The 16,518-nt window shown below is 66.9% G+C and carries 14 protein-coding genes; 9 read left to right on the forward strand and 5 right to left on the reverse strand.

Annotation, left to right across the window (positions count from 1 at the left end):
- Positions 1–147: 147 nt before the first annotated feature.
- The 4 genes from ABIB51_RS17955 to ABIB51_RS17970 form a co-directional block, all read right to left on the reverse strand.
- Positions 148–1,950, reverse strand: a complete 1,803-nt coding sequence (locus tag ABIB51_RS17955; RefSeq protein WP_354190450.1) for a TIGR03767 family metallophosphoesterase — start codon at positions 1,948–1,950, stop codon at positions 148–150.
- Between the two features lie 92 nt (positions 1,951–2,042).
- Positions 2,043–3,188 (reverse strand): non-hydrolyzing UDP-N-acetylglucosamine 2-epimerase, encoded by a 1,146-nt coding sequence (gene wecB / locus ABIB51_RS17960; RefSeq protein WP_354190452.1) that lies wholly within the window; start codon positions 3,186–3,188, stop codon positions 2,043–2,045.
- Positions 3,189–3,231: 43 nt separating this feature from the next.
- A complete protein-coding gene (locus tag ABIB51_RS17965) occupies positions 3,232–3,519 on the reverse strand; it encodes a hypothetical protein (protein ID WP_354190454.1) in 288 nt (95 codons plus the stop codon).
- Between the two features lie 63 nt (positions 3,520–3,582).
- On the reverse strand, positions 3,583–4,170 hold the full coding sequence (locus ABIB51_RS17970) for a YdcF family protein (protein ID WP_354190456.1): 588 nt from the start codon (positions 4,168–4,170) through the stop codon (positions 3,583–3,585).
- Between the two features lie 446 nt (positions 4,171–4,616).
- On the opposite strand from ABIB51_RS17970, the gene ABIB51_RS17975 reads away from it, so the two are divergent.
- The 9 genes from ABIB51_RS17975 (at position 4,617) to rsmD (ending at position 15,735) form a co-directional block, all read left to right on the forward strand.
- The gene (locus ABIB51_RS17975; protein WP_354190458.1) at positions 4,617–6,101 is read left to right on the forward strand and encodes a glycosyltransferase family protein; all 1,485 of its coding nucleotides are present in this window, start codon (positions 4,617–4,619) and stop codon (positions 6,099–6,101) included.
- On the forward strand, positions 6,049–6,300 hold the full coding sequence (locus ABIB51_RS17980; protein WP_354190460.1) for a hypothetical protein: 252 nt from the start codon (positions 6,049–6,051) through the stop codon (positions 6,298–6,300). The genes ABIB51_RS17975 and ABIB51_RS17980 overlap by 53 nt, the downstream gene beginning before the upstream one ends.
- 14 nt (positions 6,301–6,314) lie before the next feature.
- The gene (wecC, locus tag ABIB51_RS17985) at positions 6,315–7,568 is read left to right on the forward strand and encodes a UDP-N-acetyl-D-mannosamine dehydrogenase (RefSeq protein ID WP_354190462.1); all 1,254 of its coding nucleotides are present in this window, start codon (positions 6,315–6,317) and stop codon (positions 7,566–7,568) included.
- Positions 7,565–8,455 (forward strand): hypothetical protein, encoded by an 891-nt coding sequence (locus tag ABIB51_RS17990; protein ID WP_354190464.1) that lies wholly within the window; start codon positions 7,565–7,567, stop codon positions 8,453–8,455. Before wecC ends, ABIB51_RS17990 begins: the two co-directional genes overlap by 4 nt.
- Complete coding sequence (locus ABIB51_RS17995; RefSeq protein ID WP_354190466.1) at positions 8,442–10,613, forward strand: glycosyltransferase family protein; 2,172 nt, start codon at positions 8,442–8,444, stop codon at positions 10,611–10,613. The genes ABIB51_RS17990 and ABIB51_RS17995 overlap by 14 nt, the downstream gene beginning before the upstream one ends.
- A gap of 107 nt (positions 10,614–10,720) precedes the next feature.
- On the forward strand, positions 10,721–11,731 hold the full coding sequence (gene thiL, locus ABIB51_RS18000; RefSeq protein WP_354190548.1) for a thiamine-phosphate kinase: 1,011 nt from the start codon (positions 10,721–10,723) through the stop codon (positions 11,729–11,731).
- Between the two features lie 22 nt (positions 11,732–11,753).
- A complete protein-coding gene (locus tag ABIB51_RS18005) occupies positions 11,754–12,803 on the forward strand; it encodes a DAK2 domain-containing protein (RefSeq protein WP_354190550.1) in 1,050 nt (349 codons plus the stop codon).
- Complete coding sequence (locus tag ABIB51_RS18010) at positions 12,793–15,060, forward strand: ATP-dependent DNA helicase RecG (protein ID WP_354190468.1); 2,268 nt, start codon at positions 12,793–12,795, stop codon at positions 15,058–15,060. The genes ABIB51_RS18005 and ABIB51_RS18010 overlap by 11 nt, the downstream gene beginning before the upstream one ends.
- Positions 15,061–15,072: 12 nt before the next feature.
- Complete coding sequence (rsmD, locus tag ABIB51_RS18015; RefSeq protein ID WP_354190552.1) at positions 15,073–15,735, forward strand: 16S rRNA (guanine(966)-N(2))-methyltransferase RsmD; 663 nt, start codon at positions 15,073–15,075, stop codon at positions 15,733–15,735.
- Here the strand turns inward: rsmD and ABIB51_RS18020 are convergent.
- A complete protein-coding gene (locus tag ABIB51_RS18020) occupies positions 15,732–16,517 on the reverse strand; it encodes a spermidine synthase (RefSeq protein WP_354190470.1) in 786 nt (261 codons plus the stop codon). The genes rsmD and ABIB51_RS18020 overlap by 4 nt on opposite strands.
- Between the last annotated feature and the right edge of the window lies 1 nt (position 16,518).

The raw sequence follows: 16,518 nt of genomic DNA on the forward strand, positions 1-16,518 counted from the left end.
CCACCCAGAAACCGTAGGTACGGCACACAGGGTGCTTCCCCCACGTCCAAGCATAACGGTCCAGCAACAGGACACCCAATATGGCTCGTCCCGGTATGTTAAGGCCGAGCTAACTCTCCGTTAGTTGACTGGACCGGAGGGAGCCGGTCAGAAAGGCTTGCGCACGATCAAGTCGACGTTCTGGTCGAGGCTGCGTCCCAGCATGTGGTCGCGGTCCAGTCCTGGCCGATTGCCTGCCAATTCGAGGCTCAAAGCCGCCAGAGACTGGGGAGTCTGGGTTCCTTCGTGGATCACGCTCTCCGGGATGGAGTGGTCCACCAGGGTCGCAGCGACTGAAAGTGTCCCGTCTCCGTTGTCCAGTACCTCAATGATTCTGGACTGTTGCGGGTAGTCGATGAGTGACGCCGTCGTGATCTCCCAGAACCCGCCGTTTTCATAGTTCCCCTTGTGCGGAACCACCCTGTGCCTGTGGATGTGGCCGTTCAGCCATGCGATCACATTGGGAAAACGGGTGACGAGCTCCAGGAGAGCCTGCCGGTTCAGCGGCGGCGGGCCGCCGTCGGACGAGGTCTCCTCCTTGTCAAAGGAGGACAGCGGATGGTGGCTGAACAAAATCACGAGACGATCTTTGACGTTCGAGGTGGTGGGCTTGCCCTTGGCGTCGTAGGACCGGCGGGAGACCCGCCTCAGCTGGTCCTCCAGCCACTTCGCCTGGGCGGCGTCCAGCACGGCCTTCGTGCCCCCGTCCGGGCTGGCGGTGTTGAGCATGATGCCGAGGACGTCGGGCGAGACTTCGAAGGTGTAATAGGGCACGGCCTTGGAGTTCTTGCCCGAGCCGACCGTGGCCTGGGCCGCATTCGACGGCAAAGTGTCCACGAATTCAGCCTTGCTGAACGGGCGACGGAGCGTGGAGGCACGCACCGTCCGGGAAGGCATGGAATCGATGAGCGTCCGGCGTTCACTGTCGCTGGAACCCTCGACCGTGTTCCAGAAATCCGAGGTGTCCATGCCTCGCGGCAGCCGGGTCGGAAGCCGGCTGCCGACCCTGAGCGTGTCGACGAAGTCATTCTTGGGCGAAGCGAACGACCGCCCTGATTCATCGTGATTGCCGAAGCCGATGTACCAGGGGAAGTTCGCCCCCTCCGTCGCAACCGGCTTGACTGCGGAGGCGAGGAGTCCGGGAACCGTGGGGTAGCCGTGCAGCGTTTTCCAGTTGTCCGGCGGTATCAACGTGGTCTCCGGTTCGGGATGCCAGATGCTCTTGGACAGTTCGAGCGGGGCGGGGCCGTGATCCTGGATCCCCTGATACCCGCCGCCAGGGTGCGACGTCACCGGAACGCCCCCGAACACACCGATCGCTGCCGACAATTCGCTGAGCGCATAGGCGTTTGTCAGGTCACCGGTAATCGCCAGGCAGTCCAGCGGCCGTCGACTGATGGGGCCTCGCCCGACGGCGTTGAGCTTCCGGATCGTGGCGTCCAGCACATGGACGGTGAAAAGGTCCTGGGGCCGGAATCTCGTGGAGCTGGGGAATTCCTCCGAGAAGTCGAAGTACTGCCACAGGAAGGTCAGCCGGCCCGGATTGGCTGCGTCGAGCACATGGCTGTCCGTCAGGTGGCCGAAAGTGGCCAGGGCCGTGCGCCGGCTGTTTGGCGGCCCGGTCCGGGCCCAGAGCTCTTCGCGCACCAGTGTCTTGGCGGCCGGTCCACGGGTGAGCAGGCGGTAGGGCAGGCGCTGCACCCGCCGGGAGCCGAACGTGACAGTGGCGTCGAGGGTGGTCAGCTGCGCACCAACCTGCAGCTTGGTACCTGCCGCACTGGGGGTTTCGGGCGGTTTTACGGTCGTGGATCCGGGCAGCTGTACCCCGGAGGATTCGGATAACCCCAGCACCGTGAACCCGATCGCGCCAGTTGATGCCCACCGAATGGCGTCCCGTCGTGATACTTGCATCTTGTCCCGCTGTCGCACGTCTTGGTGTCGCCTCTACTGCCCTGAAGGCCGGCATCCGCCGGGACAGGATCGTCCGGAAATTCTAGCAGCGCCTACCCGCCGGCGAACTCGCCGATCCGTGCGCCGACGCCGAGCAATTCTTCGATTGCCGCCACGGTACGTGCGGCTGCCTTGCCGTCCCCGTAGGGGTTGACGGCGTTCGCCATGGCGGCGAAGTGGGCGGGGTCGTGCAGCAGACGGTCCACCTCGTCCACAATCCGGTCCTCGTCCGTCCCGATCAGCAGGACGGTGCCGGCGTCGACGGCCTCGGGCCGTTCGGTGTTCTCCCGCATCACCAGCACGGGCTTGCCCAGGCTGGGAGCTTCCTCCTGGACGCCGCCTGAATCGGTCAGGACCACGTGGGCCACGGACAGCAGCCGGGTGAACTCACCGTAGGCCAGCGGTTCAGTGACCAGGACGTTGGCCTTGCCTTCGAGCGCCGGCAGCACCGCCTCGCGCACCACAGGGTTCTTGTGGACCGGGAGGACGATCACCAGGTCGGGCTCGGCCTCGGCGATCCGGGCCAGCGCCCGTCCGACGCCGCGCATGGCGTCGCCCTGGTTCTCACGGCGGTGCGTCGTGACCAGCAGGATCCGGCGGCCGGCCGCGGCGAGGTCCTCGAGCCGTGGGTCTGAGAACGGGAGCTGCTTGTCCACCGTGGCGAGCAGGGCGTCGATCACTGTGTTGCCGGTGACTACGACGTTCGCCGGGTTGATGCCTTCGGCCAGCAGATTGGCGCGGCTGGTGCTGGTCGGAGCCAGGTGCAGGCGGGTAATCTGACTCGTGATTTTGCGGTTGGCCTCCTCCGGGAAGGGAGAGAGCAGGTCACCGCTGCGCAGTCCGGCCTCCACGTGCACCACGGGAATGCCGTGGTAGAGGGCAGCGATGGCGGCGGCGGTGGACGTTGTGGTGTCGCCCTGGACGACGACGGCGTCGGGCCGGGTATGGGTGAACAGCTTCTCCAGGCCGTCAATGGTGCGTGTCATGATGCCGGAGAGGGACTGGCCCTGCTGCAGGATATTCAGGTCGTGGTCCGGGAGGATGCCGAACAGCTCGTTGACCTGGTCCAGCATTTCTCGGTGCTGGCCTGTGACGGTGACGATGCAGTCGAAGTGCGGCGACTCCTGGAGGGCGCTGACGATCGGAGCCATCTTGATGGCCTCCGGCCTGGTCCCGAAGATTGGCATGATGCTGTGCATGGATTTCCCCCAAGAAGCGCGAGCGGTGGTTTGTAAGGAAGCTTCAGCCTAGAAGCAGCAGGGCGATGATCAGCGCCGGGACGCTGACGGCAACGAATATGACGGCCACCAGCGCTGCGAGGCGTTTGCGGCTGTGCGTCACTTCCTCGTCGTCCAGGTCCAGCTCAGCGGCGCGTTTAGCGGGCGCGGTGCGGTCCGGTTCGAACGGCAGCGGCTGGATGCCGGGAACCAGGAGATGGTCCGGGATGTCCCCGTAAAGTCGGCGGCGACGCAGGTGCCGCGGGGCGGCTACCAGCGGGGGAGTGCCGTCGGCAGGGTTCTCCAAGGTCACGTCCTCCTCGCCTCATTGGCACATAATTCTGGCTGACGGCTTCAACCTGATGTCCTTCAATTCTTACATTGCCGCCGGTGGATCCGCGCATTCGGGCCGGAGGGACGCATCGATAAGCCCCCCGGTTTCGATGACAAATCGGCGCAACCACTGCCCCAGGTCAAGGTCCGGGTGGGAGGCAACCATCTGTACTTCCGCCGTCGTGCACTGGCTGATCAGCCGGCCGGCGCGGGTCACGTGGTAGCTGGACGTGATTACGGTCACGGACTTCCAGTCGTTGAGCTCCACGAGGCGGGAAATTGCCCGCGCTTCGCCGCGTGTGTCGAGGTCCGGCGGCCGGAAACAGACCAAAGACTGGTTGGGGAACTCGGCTGATGCGCAGACACCGTCCGCGGCCCTGTTTCCGAAGGTGTCCGTGCGGGAGAGCACCAGGACGGGGATGCCGAGGTCCTGCTGGAACCGTTGTGCCGCGGGCAGCCGCTCCGAAGCGGCGCCGCCGAGCATGATGACGGCGTCTGTCCGGTGCACGGTCAGCGGGTCGGTGTTGGTGAACAGCTGCACGGAGAAAATCAGCCACAGCATGAGGCCCCCGGCAACGAAGGCCAGCGCCTTGCGGTATGCGGTATTCATCGCGGGGACGGAGGGAGGCACGGGTGAGAGTCTTTCACGTGCTGTTGCCTGGGCGAAATGGCGGGTGATTCCGCCGACCATATGGCTGTGGCCGCGGCCACGCAAAGGGAACCGGAACATGTCACCGGCTCTCCGGCCGGCGTTAGCCCTGAGTTCACCTTGGACCGCCCTCCCCTTTACCCGGGCGCCCTACGTTCGGATGAAAGTACAAATGAACAACCATTGAGGAGAACCGACTGGTGCCTGGGGAATGCGACGTCGAACCCGATACCGCCGTGCGACGGCGGTCCGGCCCTCAGGGGCCGGGACTGATGGGCGTCTTCGGCGACGTACGAAGGGCACTGCGGCGGTTGGGATCCGGCGGCGAGGGCTCCGCGGGCGAGTGGGCGGGCCGGGGACCGAACCGGCAGTTGCAGTTCACCCCGTACGAATTTTCCCGGCAAGGACCGCGGCGTCCGGATTTGCGTGTGGGCGTAATCCTTGACGACTTCACGCGTACTTCGTTTTCGTTCGAATGGAACCTGCTTGAGCTGCGCAGGGAGCAGTGGCGTGAACAGCTGGGCCAGACCCGCATCGATTTCCTGTTCGTGGAATCTGCCTGGAACGGAAATTCCGGCTCCTGGCAATATCAGCTCACCGGTGCCACGGGCCCGGGCGTCGAGTTTGTCCGACTCGTGGAGTGGTGCCGTGCCAACGGAATTCCGACCGTTTTCTGGAACAAGGAAGACCCTCCCCATTACGACGACTTTCTTCCGGCGGCAAAGTTGTTTGACCACGTTTTCACCAGTGATTCGGACCGCATTCCTGCTTACGTGCGGGATCTGGGCCACAACAGGGTCGGTACCCTTCCCTTTGCCGCGCAGCCGGCCATCCACAACCCGGTCCGGCCGGGGCACGGATGGCACTCGCGCGGCGTGGCTTTCGCGGGGATGTATTTTGCCCACAAATACCCGCAACGCCGCGCCCAGATGGACATGCTCCTCGGCGCCGCCATGACCGCGGCCGGAACGGGCGGCGCCGAGCTGGAAATATTCTCCCGCCAGCTGGGAGGGGACCGGAACTACCAGTTCCCGGAGCCGTTTGACCAACACGTCGTCGGCTCCTTGCCCTACGCCCAGATGCTGACCGCATACCGGGCGTACAAGGCGTTTCTGAACGTCAACTCCGTGATCGGCTCGCCCAGCATGTGCGCCCGCCGGATATTTGAGATCACCGCCTCGGGCACGCCTGTTGTCTCCACGCCAAGCGCTGCGATCTCGCAGTTCTTCGAGCACGATGAGGTTCTGGTTGCCGCCGCCAGGCCTGAGGCGGAGGACATGCTGCGGAAGCTGACCTCCAACTCAGACTTCAATGAACGGGTGGTCCATAAGGCCCAGCGCCGTATCTGGCGGGAGCATACCTACGCGCACCGGGCAGAATCCATCGTCCGGGCGGTCGCGCCGGAGCGATGCAGGCCCATCGGCCTTCCCTCCGTCAGTGCTTTGGTGAGCACAAGCCGTCCGCAACAGCTGGGGCAAATATTCCAGACCGTCGGGGACCAGTCCGACGTCGACCTGGAACTCGTCCTGCTGACGCGCGGCTTCGAAGCCGCCGGGGACGTGCTCGCCGGGCTGGCCCGCGCCCATGGCGTGGTGAAGTACAAAGTACTCGTCGCCCCGGCCGCCCTGACTCCCGGGGAGTGCCTCAACCGGTGCGTCGAAGCATCGACGGGGGCAGTGCTCACGCGGATGGACGACGACGACTACTACGCCCCGAACTATCTGCTTCGATTTGCTGCACGCGTTGCGATACTCCGGGGCGGACGTGGTGGGGAAGCAGTCCCACTACACGCACGTGCCCTCCAGCCGGGCCACCGTGCTCCGCGGCGCACCCCAGGAGCACCGGTTCGGCCGGCGCGTGATGGGACCGACCATCACCGCACCCCGGGAGGTCTTCGAGGCGCACCCGTTTGAGGCGCTGAGCCACGGCGAGGACACCGCCTTCCTCACGTCCGTCGCGGCGGCCAAGGGCTCCATCTACTCGGCCGACAGGTTCAACTACTGCCGGATGCGCCCCGGAGACGGGAACGGCCGGGGCGTACCGGACGGCGGCCCCGCGGCTGCCGGCGAGATTCAAATTTTCGAAAATCCACGTGAATTCATCACGCTTTGATAGGGGCCAACAGATTGACTAGCTTTCAGACCATCGCGGTCATTGGACTTGGGTACATCGGGCTGCCGACAGCCGCGATCCTGGCGACCAACGGACTTGACGTCATCGGCGTCGACGTCAATCAGCGGACCGTCGACGCAGTCAACGATGGGCGTGTCCCATTTGTTGAGCCGGACCTGGGGATCCACGTCGCTGGAGCCGTCAGCCAGGGCCGGCTCAAGGCAACCACCCAGACGCCCGCCGCAGACGCGTTCATTGTGGCCGTCCCAACGCCATTCACTGCCGACAAGAACGCCGACCTGAGCTATATCGAGGCGGCCGCACGCGGGATCGCGCCGGTGTTGCAGGGCGGCGAACTGATCATCCTGGAATCGACGTCACCCCCAGGGGCAACCCGCCACATGGGCGAGTACATCGTCTCGCTGCGCCCGGACTTGTCACTGGACGGCGCCGAAGGCAGGCCTGCGATTCTCCTGGCCCATTGCCCCGAGCGGGTCTTGCCCGGCAAAGTCATGATCGAGCTTGTCACCAACGACAGAATTGTTGGCGGCGTCACCCGCCGGGCCGCCGATCTCGCGAAAGACCTGTACTCGGTGTTTTGCCAGGGCGAGATACTGGTCACCGACGACGTCACCGCGGAAATGGCCAAACTGGTGGAAAACTCCTACCGCGACGTCAATATTGCGTTCGCCAATGAACTTTCGGTCATCAGTGCAAACCTGGGCATCAACGTCTGGGAACTGATCCGGCTGGCCAACCACCACCCGCGTGTCAACATCCTGCAACCGGGACCCGGCGTCGGCGGGCACTGCATCGCGGTAGATCCCTGGTTCATCGTCGCTGCGGCACCTGCCGAGTCGCGATTGATCAGGACAGCCCGGACCGTCAATGACGAGAAGCCCCGCTGGGTCCTGGACCAGGTGCATGCTGCATTCGCCAAGCTGCCCAAGAACGCCGAGATTGCTGTCCTGGGACTGGCGTTCAAGGCGAATATCGACGACCTGCGTGAGTCGCCCGCCATTGAAATTGCCCAGGCCATCGCCGAATCGCTGGCAGCCACCCGGATCAATGTGGCCGAGCCCCACATCGACAGCCTGCCGGAGCGCCTTCAGCGCCAGGACAACGTCCGGCTGGTGCCCCTGGAGGAAGCCGTCAGCCGTTCCTCGCTGGTGGTGGTGCTGGTTGACCATGACGCCGTCCGCGCGCTGCCCCCCGAAGTCCTGGCAGGAAAGCTCCTCGTCGATACCCGGGGGGTCTTCAGCTCATGATCCTTCGAATACTTCAGGCGATACGCACGGCCTTCAAGAGCCGGGGGGTCATTGCGATGGCCCTCTGCGGGGTGGCCGCCGTACTCGGTGGATCCCTCTACCTTGTGCTCGGGCATCCGGCGTTCGCGGTTGTGTCCCTTGCGTTGTTCACGCTCATGGCGGTGCTGGCCGTATCGCAGCTGGTCAGCATGCGGTGGCTCCAGGAGACCGAAGCCAGGAAGGCCCGCTCGCGCTTCCGCGAGCTGCGCGACATGCTGGCCGCGCTTTCCACCCCGGTGCAGCAGGTTCCGAAAACGGCCGCCGCCCCGGCGGAGAAGCACAAGCCGGCCTCGCCCGCGGCTCCAGCTTCCGGCGGCCGGGCAATCGGCCGGCTCGCAGCGGCCGTCACGGATGACGGGGACCGTCAAGCCAAAATTCTCGGCTACCTCGGAGCGCCTCCGACGGCGCCGTGGGGCGGACGGATCGTCTACGCGATCGCGGGCCAGGACCTGCACCAGTACCTGGGCGACGCACACGCGCTCGAATCCCTGCGTCCGAGCACAATAGCGGCCCAGCTCGCGAACGGGAGCGGCTCGGCGCTGATCCTCGATGACAGCGCCTTCACCGCGGGAATCTGGTTCGGAGCCGATTCCGCGGCAGGGACCTTGCTGGCAAATGAAATCCTCCAGGCGCTCGCCGAGTGCCGGTCCCAGGGTATGCCGGTCTACTTTGTCCGGACACGGCGGGGAGCCGACATCTACACCACGGATTTCGAAGCTGCATCGGATGTTGTGTTTTCGGATCGGTCCTCCATGGACGGGTGGACCGAGGACTACACATTCGGCCTGCTCAATTCACTCGAAACTTTCGCCAAAATGAATAGGGGAGTGCTCCTTGGATCGCACTGAGACCACCGGGTCCGCGCGGACCATCCTCCTCTACGGAGACGTTGACCTCAACATCATCGACGGATCTTCCGTGTGGCTCGTATCCATGGCCGAAGCGTTGTCACTGACGGGCTCCGAGGTCTGCGTCCTCCTCAAGACCGAGGTCACGAAGACCCGGCTGCTTGACCGGATCGCGGACCTGCCCGGAGTGGAAATCGCCCAGCCGGGCGAAACCGCGGGCATGGAGCCGCTGCAGCCACGGGTAGCCGCCCAGCGTATGGCCCAACTCGACGCGGAAAGACCGTTCGACGTGGTGATCGCCCGCGGCACCCAGGTGGCGGCGCACGTCGCGAACTCCAAAGTCCTGGGTCCCAAGTCGTGGCTCTACATCACGGACATCGCGCATCCCAGTTCCCGGCTTTCCGAGAAAGACCTGGCGATGCTCCGGCGGACCGTCGGGCAATGCCGGCGCTTCTTCGTGCAGACGGAGGCCGCCCGTTCCTATGTTGAAGCGACGATTCCCGAAGCTGCCGGCAAAACGCTCGTCCTCACGCCGATGGTGCCGGACGAATACTTTGACCTGCGGGGAGGTTCCCCGGCCACCGGCCGGAAACTGAGCGCCGTCTACTCCGGCAAGTTCGCCAGGAAGTGGCGCACCCTGGAGATGTGCTCCCTCCCCGTTGCGGCCGGGGAGCAGAACCTGCCCCTGGCGGTGACGATGATCGGGGACAAATTCCAGCATGATCACCAGGACCCGTCGTGGTCGGCTTCCATGGAGGAAGCTGTGGGCTCGCCAGGCATCGACTGGCTGGGCGGGATGTCCCGCGATGAGGCCGCGAAGGAGGTCAGCAGGCACGACGTCGGCTTGAGCTGGCGTGACCGAAGCATGGACGCGAGCCTCGAGATCTCGACCAAGGTCCTCGAATACGCTGCCCTCGGGGTGCCGCCCATGGTGAACCGCAATGCGCAGCACCTTGAGCTTTTCGGCGCCGACTACCCGCTGTATGTCGATGACGATTCGACGGAAGGCGTTATCAGCACCCTCCTGGACGCCAGGGACCACCTGGCCGGGCTGAAGAAGGACGTCAGCAACCGTGTCCGGCACTACTCGATTTCGTCGGCGGCGGCCCGGCTGAAAACCTACTTCGAGCGGTCCGAGGGAGACTACGTCCGCAGCCCGCGGGCCAAGCAGAAGACGAGGGTCCTGATTGCCGGCCACGATCTCAAGTTCGCCGGCGAGCTCGTTTCCGTCCTCGAAATGCGGGATGACATCGAACTTGCCTTCGACCACTGGAAGTCGCTGCACCACCACGATGTCCAGGAGTCCGAACGGCTCAGGGACTGGGCCGACGTCATCATCTGCGAATGGTGCGGCCCCAACGCCGTCTGGTATTCGAATAACAAGCGGCGGCGGCAGAAGCTCATTGTGCGTCTTCACATGTTCGAGCTCAACGGCCCCTGGATGAAGGATGTGGCTGCCGGGAACATTGACTCCCTGATCTGCGTCTCGCAGCTCTACGTTGACCGTACGCGCGAAAGTACGGCCTGGACCGATACCGACTTCCGGGTGATTCCGAACGCCGTCGACGTTATGGACCTCCGCAGGTCCAAGGAGCCGGATCACCGATTCCGCCTGGGCCTGGTGGGCATTGTCCCGATGCGCAAGCGGCTGGACAGGGCCCTGGACCTGCTGGAGGAACTGCTGGCAGAGGACCCCCGGTACACACTGCACGTGCGCGGAAGAATGCCGTGGGAATACGCCTACGAGTGGAAGAAGCCGTTCCAGCGGGAGGCGTACCTGGAAATCTTTGACCGGATCGGACGGTCCCCGGCGCTGCGGGATGCCGTGGTCTTCGAACCGTTCGGCCCGGACATGGCGTCCTGGCTGCGCAAGATCGGTTATGTATTGTCGCCCAGCTCGGATGAGAGCTTCCACCTCGCCCCCGCTGAGGGAATGGCATCGGGTTCCATACCGTTGTTCTGGCAGCGGCCGGGAGTGGATGAGATATTCAGCGGCCGCTGGACCCGGGAGACCACCTCCCAGGTCCGGGCGTTCGTCTCCGCCCTCAACAGCTCCCCGGAAGCGTTTGAGGAAGAAGCCAGGGCGGCCGCCGAATATGTCCAGCGGTTCGACATGCGGTCCACGGGCGGGCAGTGGCTCGACGAGATCCTGGCCTGATGAACCCCAGGCCCTGCTGCGTCGCAGCCCCGCGGTAGCGTAGGGCTGTGCCTGAAACGACTGAGCCCGAGTCCCGCGTAACCGATGCCGCTGTTCCGGAGGCTTCCCTGACCGTTGCCGGGCTCTCCGAGTCCGAGCTCCTCGAACGGATCTTCCCGCGGCTCAACCGCGGCTTTGGGGACAACACTGCGCTCCTGCTGGGGCCCGGCGACGACGCCGCAATCGTGGCGGCGCCGGACGGCCGGACGGTGGTCAGCATCGACACCCAGGTGGCGGACCAGGACTTCCGGCTCCAATGGAACAACGGATACCGGACCAGCGGCTACGACGTCGGCTGGAAGGCCGCCGCGCAAAACCTCAGCGACATCAATGCCATGGGGGCCCGTGCCACCTCCATGGTGGTGAGCCTGACGATGCCGCCGGAAACTGCCGTCGCCTGGGTGGAAGACTTCGCGGACGGACTCACCGCCGGAATCCGGGAACTCGGCGCCCCGGACTGCGCCGTGGCCGGGGGCGACCTCGGCCGCGGGCGTGAGCTGGCGGTCACCGTCGCGGTCCTGGGGACCCTGGACGGCCGGGAGCCCGTCCTCCGGTCCGGCGCCCGCCCGGGGGACACCCTGGCGCTCGCCGGAACAGTGGGGCGTGCGGCCGCGGGGCTGGCCCTGCTTGAATCCGGCACGGGCGTCGGCTCGCTCACCGGGGAACAGCGGGCGCTGATGGACACCCAGTGCCGGCCGTGGCCGCCGCTCGCCGCGGGACCGCTGGCCCGGGAAGCCGGGGCCACGGCGATGATGGATATTTCCGACGGACTGGTGCGGGACGGCGGCCGGATGGCGGCAGCCAGCCGGGCCGTGCTCAACCTGGACGCCGCTGCGCTGAAGGACCTTGCCGTGCCGCTGTTGCCGGCCTCGAAGCTGCTCGGCACGGACCCGCTGGCCTGGGTCCTGGGCGGCGGGGAAGACCACGGACTGCTCGCCACATTCCCCGCAGGCCTTCAGCTGCCTCCCGGTTTCACTGCGATAGGCTCGGTAGAAGCCCCGGCACTAATGAACAGCTCGGGCGTCACGATAGCGGGCAGGCCCGCTGACACTGTGGGATGGGATCACTTTGCAGACTAAGATTGCCGCCAACGCGCAAGCGATGAAGCGGTGGTTGGGCAAGGCGGAAACAACGCTAGGGAACCACAGCGACCGCCTGAACGCCATCAACATCTTCCCCGTCGCCGACGGGGACACCGGCACCAACCTGTACCTCACGGTCCGGGCCGCGGCGCTGGGCCTGCAAGGCATAAGCACAGGCATAAACACAGGCACCAACCCGGCCACGGCCTCCATCCCGCTGGTCACCCGCGACCCGGCCGGCCACGCCCCGGGCGCGCCCGAACTGGTCCAGAGCGACGTCGGCGTCGTCCTGGCGCGGGCCGGCCGGGCCGCCATGGAGCAGGCCCGGGGCAACTCCGGCACGCTCTTCGCCGTCTTCCTCTGCGCCGCAGCCGAGCCGCTCGCCGGACACACGCGGCTAAGCGCCCCGCTGCTGGCCGCCGCCCTGAACCGGGCCCAGATCCGGGCCTGGTCCGCGCTGAGCGACCCCGTGCCGGGAACAATGTTGTCCGTCATGGAAGCCGCAGCCCGCGCCGCGGCCGCCGTGGACTCCGCGCACGACGGCGACGACAGCAACCACACGCTCGGACTGGCACTGGATGCCGCCGTCGAAGCTGCCCTGGCGGCCGTGGTCCGCACCGAGGAACAGCTCGAGACCCTGCAGGCCGCCCACGTGGTGGACGCCGGCGGCGTCGGGATGCTGTTGATCCTTGACTGCCTGCGCTCCGCCGTCCTCGGCGAGGAACTGCAGAGCGAACTCCTCGACGGCCTGCACGGCTACGACGTCCAGGATCCGCACATCCACGCCGCCATGCCCCGGGACGAGGGCGTCGAGGTCATGTGCACCATCTCGCTCTCGCCGCTGGATGCCGCCATGATGCGCCAGCGGCTCGACGAAATGGGCGACTCCGTCATCATGAGCCAGGTAGGCGGCGAGGCCGACGGGTCCGGAAGATACCGGTGGCGGGTCCACGTCCACGTCCTGGACGCCGATCCCGCCGTTGCCCTGATCCAGTCGCTCGGCCAACCCTCGGACATTTCGGTCAGCCAGCTTGCCGTGCCGCGGGACCCGGACGGACATGGACGCTGAGCTGGACCTGGGCCTCGAGCGCAGGATCGGCAAGCGCTCCGCGGCGGTCATTGAGAAGCACCTGGGCATCACCACTGTCGGCGGCCTGCTGAACTACTTTCCCCGCCGCTACCTGAGCCGCGGCGAGCTGACCCCCATCAGCGAGATCCCACTGGACGAGGAAGTGACGCTGATTGCCCGTGTGATCTCCAACAGCACCCGTCCCATGCGCGCCCGCCGCGGTTCGCTGACCGACGTCGTGATCTCCGACGACGCCGGGGCGGCCGGTAACGCCGGCAATGCCGTGCGGCCCCCGGGGGCCGGCCTGCCGGGCACCCTCAAGGTGAGTTTCTTCAACGGCTTCCGGGCCAAGGCCGAACTCCAGCCGGGCCGGCGTGCCATGTTTTCCGGCAAGGTCACGCGCTACGGCGGCTCGCTCGGTCTGACCAACCCCGATTTCCTGTTGCTCGACGAGGACCCCGAGACCCCCGGGATGGACCCGGAAAAACTCGCCGCCATGCCCATCCCGGTGTACCCGGCCACCGCCAAGCTGACCAGCTGGTCCATCCAGAAGGTCATCTCGACACTCCTGGACACCGTGGAGCTGGAGGCCCTGGCGGACCCGCTGCCGGCGGACATTGCCGCACGGGAGAAATTCCTGCCCGTCGCGGACGCCTACCGGCTCATCCACGCCCCGCAGACGCCGCCGGACTGGCAGCGCGCCCGCGACCGGTTCCGCTATCAGGAAGCCCTGGTCCTCCAAGCCGCCCTGGCCCGCCGCCGCGCCCAACTGGCCGCCGAGGAAGCCACGGCCCGCCGCCCGGTCGCGGCCGGCCTGCTGCCCGCCTTCGACAGCCAGTTGCCGTTCACCCTGACAGCCGGCCAGTCCGCCGTCGGCAAGACCCTGGCCGGGGAACTCGCCCAGGATTCGCCGATGAACCGGCTGCTGCAGGGCGAGGTCGGCTCCGGCAAGACGATCGTGGCCCTGCGCGCCATGCTCCAGGTGGTCGATGCCGGCGGGCAGGCGGCTTTGCTCGCCCCCACCGAAGTCCTGGCCGCCCAGCACTACGAGTCGATCCGCCGCACCCTCGGCCCGTTGTCCCGGGACGGTCTGCTGGGCGGCTTCGGCTCCGAAGCCGTCCAGGTCACCCTGCTGACCGGGTCGATGCCCACCGCGGCGCGGAAGCAGGCCATGCTCGACGCCGCCTCCGGAACGGCCGGGATTGTGATCGGCACGCACGCCCTGCTGAGCGAGAACGTCTCCTTCTACGACCTCGGCCTGATCGTGGTGGACGAACAGCACCGCTTCGGCGTGGAGCAACGCGACGTCCTGCGCTCCAAAGCCAGCAAACCCCCGCACCTGCTGGTCATGACCGCCACCCCGATCCCGCGGACCGTGGCCATGACCGTGTTCGGCGACCTCGAAACGTCCGTGCTCGACGAGCTCCCGGCGGGCCGCGCGCCGATCACCACGCACGTCGTCGGGCTGGCGGAAAACCCCGCGTGGGCGGGCCGCATCTGGTCCCGCTCCCGTGAGGAGATCGACGCCGGCCACCAGGTCTACGTCGTCTGCCCCAAAATCGGCACCGACGACGACGGCGACTTCAGCCCCGGCGAAGCGGAACCGTCCGCCGCGGACCTCGAAGGCGGCAGCGCCGCACGCGAACTGGCGTCCGTCACCGGCGTCGTCGAACACCTCAAGGACGAACCGGCCCTCGCCGGGGTGACCGTGGCGCCGCTGCACGGCCGCCAGGACCCGGCGCTGAAGTCCGGGACCATGGCCTCCTTCACCGCCAACGACACCCAGCTGCTGGTCTCCACCACCGTCATTGAAGTCGGGGTGGACGTGCACAACGCCACGCTGATGGTGATCCTCGACGCCGACAGGTTCGGCATCTCGCAGCTCCACCAGCTCCGCGGCCGGGTGGGCCGCGGCGGCCTGCCCGGGACCTGCCTGCTTGTCACCACGCTGGAACCGGGCCACCCCAGCCGCCGCCGGCTCGACGCCGTCGCGGCCACGACCGACGGATTCGAACTCTCGCAGGAGGACCTCAAACTCCGCCGCGAGGGCGACATCCTGGGCGCCTCCCAGTCAGGCGGGCGGTCCACGCTGAAGCTCCTGCGGGTCCTCGAACACGAAGACATCATTGCCCGGGCAAGGCAGGACGCCCAGCGGATCGTGGCGGCCGACCCGTCGCTGGCGGCCCACCCGGAGCTGGCAGGCGCGATCGACGAATACCTCAACCCCGAAAAGGAGGCGTTCCTTGAACGCGGCTAACAGAATCCACGCATCCACCGGGGCGCGGCGATGAGCCGCATCATCGCCGGCGCCGCGGGCGGCACGCCGCTGGTCAGCGTCCCCGGTTCCCTCACCCGCCCCACCACGGACCGGGTCAAGGAGGCGTTGTTCTCCCGGCTGGATGCCTTCGAAGTCGTGGGGGATGCCCGCGTCCTGGATCTCTACGCCGGCTCCGGTTCGCTGGGCGTGGAAAGCGCCAGCCGCGGCGCGGAATCCGTGGACCTCGTGGAGTTCGACGCCAAGGCCAGCGAGGTGTGCCAGCGCAACGCGGACCTCGTCAACACCGTCGCCCGCCGCAAGGTGGTCTCCGTGCACCGGTCCAAGGTCGAGTCGTTCCTGGAACGGACCGGGGAGGCCGTCCGCTGGGACCTCGTCTTCCTGGATCCGCCCTACCCGCTGGACGAACCGGCCCTGGCCGCTGTCCTGGCCAAGCTCGCACAGCACCTCGCGGAAGGCGCCGTCGTGGTGGTGGAACGGTCGTCCAGGACCCCGGAACCGGGGTGGCCGGACGGCATGGAACGGTTTGCCGAACGGAAATACGGCGAGACCAGGCTCTGGTTCGCCGAGCCGGGCGTCGAGGGCCCGGAGCCGGACGCGGCAGCACAGCCCGCGCCCGAGCCGGAAGACCAGCCCGGGGACTACGCAGGGGACTAGTCGGAAAGAGTGTCCAGTCCGACGCCGGAGAGCACCCTGGCAGGATGCGGCCCGCGGGCGGTCAGTGCCGCGGTCCACATTTCCGGCCACTGACCCTGCGTCCCGGTCAGGATGATGTTGCCCGGGTAGCGGCCGCTGAACATGCCGGCCTCGGCGAACGCCGACACGTCCGCCATTGCCCGGCGCAGCGCCGCCACCTGGCTCCGGACCAGGGTCAGCCCGGGCTCGTCGCCCACATTGACGATCAGCACGCCGCGCGGGGTCAGTTTCGCAGCGGCCTCCCGGTAGAAGTCCGTGCAGGCCAGATGGGCGGGAGCCTCGGGGCCGGAGAAAATGTCCAGGATCACGACGTCGAAGCGCTGCTCCGGGGGCAGCTCGGCCAGGGCATCCCGGGCGTCGCCGATCAGCGTGACCAGATCCGTGCCGCCGGGGAGCGGCAACTGCTGCAGCACGAAGTCCAGCAGCTCCCGCTCAAGTTCGACGGCGCACTGCACGGAGCCGGGCCGGGTGGCCTGGATGTAGCGGGCCAGCGTCAGGGCACCGGCGCCGAGGTGGAGTGCGCTGACGGGTTCACCCCACGGCGCCGCGAGGTCCACGACGTGCCCGATCCGGCGCAGGTACTCGTAGAAGATGTCCGAGGGGTCCGCGAGGTTCACGTGAGACTGCTCCGCGCCGCCGATGCTGAGCACGTACCCGCCCTCGGTGAAGTCATCGGGCTCGATCGTGGCGTGCTGGCCCGTGGTGCGCAGGAAGCGGGACGCCGCAGCCGGTGCGTCCGCCACC

The sequence above is a fragment of the Arthrobacter sp. UYCu712 genome (assembly GCF_040547005.1).
GTDB lineage: Bacteria > Actinomycetota > Actinomycetes > Actinomycetales > Micrococcaceae > Arthrobacter.

Bases quoted from the DNA above. Each gene is read 5' to 3' on its own strand.
- ABIB51_RS17955 (WP_354190450.1), bottom strand. From the start codon at position 1,950: ATGCAAGTATCACGACGGGACGCCATTCGGTGGGCATCAACTGGCGCG.
- ABIB51_RS17980 (WP_354190460.1), top strand. From the start codon at position 6,049: ATGGGACCGACCATCACCGCACCCCGGGAGGTCTTCGAGGCGCACCCG.
- ABIB51_RS18005 (WP_354190550.1), top strand. From the start codon at position 11,754: ATGAAGCGGTGGTTGGGCAAGGCGGAAACAACGCTAGGGAACCACAGC.
- ABIB51_RS17990 (WP_354190464.1), top strand. From the start codon at position 7,565: ATGATCCTTCGAATACTTCAGGCGATACGCACGGCCTTCAAGAGCCGG.
- ABIB51_RS18010 (WP_354190468.1), top strand. From the start codon at position 12,793: ATGGACGCTGAGCTGGACCTGGGCCTCGAGCGCAGGATCGGCAAGCGC.
- wecB (WP_354190452.1), bottom strand. From the start codon at position 3,188: ATGCACAGCATCATGCCAATCTTCGGGACCAGGCCGGAGGCCATCAAG.